Here is a 3,069-nt window from a genome sequence, read left to right on the forward strand (position 1 = left end):
CCGGCAGCCGCGGCCCCGGCGACGGCGGTGCGTCCGGCCAGGGCACCGGTCCCGACAGCGGCACCGGCCAGCGCTCCGGCCCGGAGGAGGGAGCGCCTGCCGATGCCACCGGTGGGGTGGGAATCGGAGAGGTGGGCGGTTCCGGCGATGCGGGCCGACCCGGGAGACTCGGGCGAGGGGGCGGGAGACGCGGTCACGCGCTCAAGTCTGTCCCCTCGGGTGACGTCCGGGAGCGGATTCGCCCCAGACGTCACCGAGGGTTCACTCCCCGTCGATCCGGGCGTCCTGTGCCGGGGTGGTGTCGGCGCCCACCACGAGCTCCTCGATCTCGGTCTTCTCCGGCGTCGAGAGGTACCGCTCGCGCGAGTCGTCCAGCTCCTGGAGCCACGGGGTGTGGTGGACGGTCGCCATGGTGCCGGTGAGGACGGAGCGGTACGGCTTGTCCCGGTAGGTCAGGATGTTCTTCTTCTTGTCCTTCTTCCAGGCGAGGAAGATCTCGACCACCTCGTCGAGGTCGAACATCGGGTAGTCCGTGGCCTCGATGAGGTCGCGGACGTAGTCGGCCTGGAAGCGCACGTCGTCGGCGTCGCCCTCCAGCTCCTGGAACCGGTTCCGCCAGGCCCGCATGTGGGCGACCCGATCCTCGGCGGACGGCAACTTGGCCCGGCCCAGGATGAGGTCGCGGACGTACCAGGCCTGGGCGTCGAACATGTTGAAGGTGAACCACTGGTCCTGGGCGCCGAGGTAGTAGACCTTGGGGTTCTTCTGCCACACCACGCCGCGGTAGAGGCCGGCGGGGTAGATGTTGTTGGGCGACTGCAGGGCCAGGTCCGCCGGTAGGAACGGGTACTTGTGGAGGTAGCCGGTGCACAGGATCACGGCGTCGAACTCGCGGGTCTCGCCGCCGGTGAAGTGGACGGTCTCGCCGTCGGACCGCTGGACCAGCGGCAGTTCCTCCATCCCGTCCGGCCAGTCGTACCCCATGGGGGCGGTGCGGTAGGAGATCGTCACCGACCGGGCGCCCATCTTGAAGGCCTGCACCCCGATGTCCTCGGCGGAGTAGGAGGCGCCGATCAGCAGAACGCGCTTGTCCGCCAGCTTCTCGGCCCCGCGGAAGTCGTGGGCATGGCGGACAGACCCGGGGAACGTCTCGATGCCCTTGAAGTCCGGGAGGTTGGGGTAGGAGAAGTGGCCGGTGGCGACGATGATCCGGTCGAACTCCGACGAGGTCGTCTTGCCGGACCTGAGGTTCTCCACGGTGACGGTGAAGGTGTCCAGATCGCGGTCGTAGTCCACCCAACGGACGGCCGTGGAGAACTGCACCTTGTCCTTGACGTCGGACCCCTGGACCCGGCCGTCGATGTAGTCCCACAGGACCTCACGCGGCGGATACGACGAGATGGGCCTGCCGAAGTGCTCGTCGAACGTGTACTCGGCGAACTCGAGCGCCTCCTTGGGGCCGTTCGACCACAGGTTGCGGTACATGGAGGAGTGGACCGGCTCGCCGTACTTGTCGGTGCCCGACCGCCAGTTGTAGTTCCACTGGCCGCCCCAGTCGTCCTGCTTCTCGTAGGCCACGATCTCGGGGATCTTGGCCCCGGATCGCTGGGCCGATTCGAACGCCCTGAGGGCGGCCATTCCGCTCGGCCCGGCTCCGATGATCGCAATACGCTGTCTAGACACAGTTTTCCTTCCGGCCCACGTTCGGCCTGTTTGTTCGCTCCGAGTGGTGCCGGTGGAAGCTCGTCCGACGCGGGGACTGGAAAAGTCCGCGTAACGGGGCCTCGACGCCGGGACCACGATCGCTCCGAAGGGGCGTGAAACCACTGCCCGCGACGTGCGCACGGCGCCCCGTCCGGGGCGCCGCATGCCCTCGACCTTAGCAAATGGGGGCAGGGGAGGCGATGCGGCGGATTAGTGGACAATGGGGGCATGACCCAGTTCGGAGATCTCCTCGGCCCCCCGCCCACCCGTCTCACCGGTGACCCGGAGGCGGAGGCCGCCGTCGCCGCGGGTGAGGATCCCCGCACCGTGGCGGCCTCCCACCCCACCGCCTCGATCGCGTGGGCCGAACTCGCCGAGCGCGCACTCGACTCCGGCGAGGTGATCAGCGCCTACGCGTTCGCCCGCACCGGGTATCACCGCGGGCTGGACCAGCTGCGGCGCCACGGCTGGAAGGGCTTCGGGCCGGTGCCGTACGACCACGAACCCAACCGCGGCTTCCTCCGTTGCGTCGCCGCGCTGGCCCGCGCCGCGCAGTCGATCGGTGAGGAGGACGAGTACATCCGTTGTCTGGACCTGGTCAATGAGTCAGACCCGCACGCCGCCGCGTCTCTCGGCCTGGCGTGACCGACTGGACGCCCGCGCGCTGGGCGTCTACGCCGCGCTGCCGGGCCCGCTGAGGGCGCGCGCCCGGCGACTCGGTTACGCGTTCCTGCCGATCCTGCAGTGCGGTCTCGCCGCGGGACTGGCCTGGTTCCTCGCGCACGACGTGCTGCACCACTCGGCGCCCTTCTTCGCGCCCATCGCGGCCGCCATCGCCCTGGGCACCGGTATGGGGCGTCGCGTCCGGAGGGGTGTCGAGTTGGTGCTCGGCGTCATCGTCGGCGTCGGGTTCGGTGACCTGCTGATCCGGGAGATCGGCTCCGGGGCGTGGCAGATCGCGCTGGTGGTGATCCTGGCGATGTCTGCGGCGGTGTTCGTCGACCGCGGGGCGATTACAGGCACCCAGGCGGCCTCGTCGGCGATCCTCGTGGCCACGATCCTGCCGCCGGGCAGCGCGGGCGGCTATGAGCGGATGCTCGATGCTGCCGTGGGCGGGGTGGTCGCGCTGGCCGCGATGGCGCTCATGCCCGTCCATCCCCTGCGCCGCGCCCGCCGGGAGGCGGCGTCGCTGCTGGGCGTGGCGTCGTCGGTGCTCGCCGAGGTCGCGGACGGGTTGGAGCGGCGCGACTCGGAGCTCATCCGCTCCGCCCTGCAGGACGCCCGTGACACCCAGCCGGCCGTCGATGAGATCTCCGAGCAGCTCGCGGGGGCGCGGGAACTGGTGCGGATCTCCCCGTTCTACCG

The 3,069-nt window shown here is 70.0% G+C and carries 4 protein-coding genes; 2 read left to right on the forward strand and 2 right to left on the reverse strand.

The genetic code is table 11. From position 1 onward, the window contains the following. Window positions 1-197 (reverse strand): hypothetical protein (locus tag G6023_RS13080; RefSeq protein ID WP_182635912.1); only part of this gene is annotated, 197 nt, incomplete at its 3' end. A 64-nt stretch (window positions 198-261) separates the two neighbouring features. Continuing rightward, entirely contained in the window at window positions 262-1,683 is a 1,422-nt protein-coding gene (locus G6023_RS13085; RefSeq protein WP_182635908.1) for a trimethylamine monooxygenase, read from the reverse strand. Window positions 1,684-1,932: 249 nt separating this feature from the next. Here G6023_RS13085 and G6023_RS13090 point away from each other — a divergent pair, with 249 nt between their 5' ends. Together G6023_RS13090 and G6023_RS13095 are read left to right on the forward strand one after the other, a co-directional pair. Then, window positions 1,933-2,349 carry a DUF3151 domain-containing protein gene (locus G6023_RS13090; protein ID WP_067719394.1) on the forward strand — a complete coding sequence of 139 codons (417 nt, stop codon included), beginning with the start codon at window positions 1,933-1,935 and terminating at the stop codon, window positions 2,347-2,349. After that, on the forward strand, window positions 2,306-3,069 hold a 764-nt coding region (locus G6023_RS13095; protein WP_182635910.1), incomplete at its 3' end, for an FUSC family protein. The genes G6023_RS13090 and G6023_RS13095, both read left to right, overlap by 44 nt.

The organism is Dietzia sp. DQ11-71 (assembly GCF_014144995.1).
Taxonomy (GTDB): Bacteria; Actinomycetota; Actinomycetes; order Mycobacteriales; family Mycobacteriaceae; genus Dietzia; species Dietzia kunjamensis.

Coding starts and splice junctions, on each gene's coding strand:
- G6023_RS13090 (WP_067719394.1), top strand. CDS start 1,933: ATGACCCAGTTCGGAGATCTCCTCGGCCCCCCGCCCACCCGTCTCACC.